The 717-nt window shown below is 36.8% G+C and carries 1 protein-coding gene; it reads left to right on the top strand.

What is annotated here, in order from left to right:
* On the top strand, positions 1-717 hold a 717-nt coding region (locus ON15_RS11270; protein WP_010581026.1), incomplete at both ends, for an ISL3 family transposase.

Here is a 717-nt window from a genome sequence, read left to right as displayed (position 1 = left end):
GTAAATCCTGCCAGACAACTTGCGGTGCCAATACGCCAATCGTTGAAAAAAATCACTCGCTTACCAGAGGTCTCAAATCTGCTGTCTTTAAATTAGCCAAACAATCACTACCTGCTACGACGATTGCCAAAATAGTCGGGATCTCTCCTAGTTCAGTTGCCCGGATTTTATACCATAATTTTCAAAGGCCTCAGCGCGTTGCCACTCTTCCTAAACATCTTTGTTTTGATGAATTTAAATCAGTTGGCAGATCATATTCATTTATTGCCATCGATGCCAAAAAACACAATTTGATCTCAATTCTTGATGATCGCTTGTCTAAAAACATTTGTGCTTACTTTGAAAATCGCTATTCTCTAGAAGAACGTTCAGCTGTCAAATCAGTTGTCATTGATTTAAATGCCAATTATCAACTTTTTATCAGACGACTCTTTCCAAATGCCGAAATCGTTATTGACCGTTTTCATGTTGTTCAATTGATAAATCGAGCGTTTGATCAACTCAGAGTTACGATTTTAAAACAACAAGGCGATAAGCATAGCCGGATTTACAAAGCTTTAAAAATCAATTGGCGTTTGTTTCATAAAGATACTGAAAAAATCAATCGTTCAAAAACACAATACTTCAGAGGGCTTAACGAATATATGACGCAACAGAACCTGATTGATTTAGGGCTTAGTACTAGTTCAAAGCTTAAATATGCCTATGAAACAGCTC

The organism is Liquorilactobacillus vini DSM 20605 (assembly GCF_000255495.1).
Taxonomy (GTDB): Bacteria; Bacillota; Bacilli; order Lactobacillales; family Lactobacillaceae; genus Liquorilactobacillus; species Liquorilactobacillus vini.
Note: the sequence above shows the minus strand (reverse complement) of the source record. Positions and strands in the feature narration are given on the sequence as shown.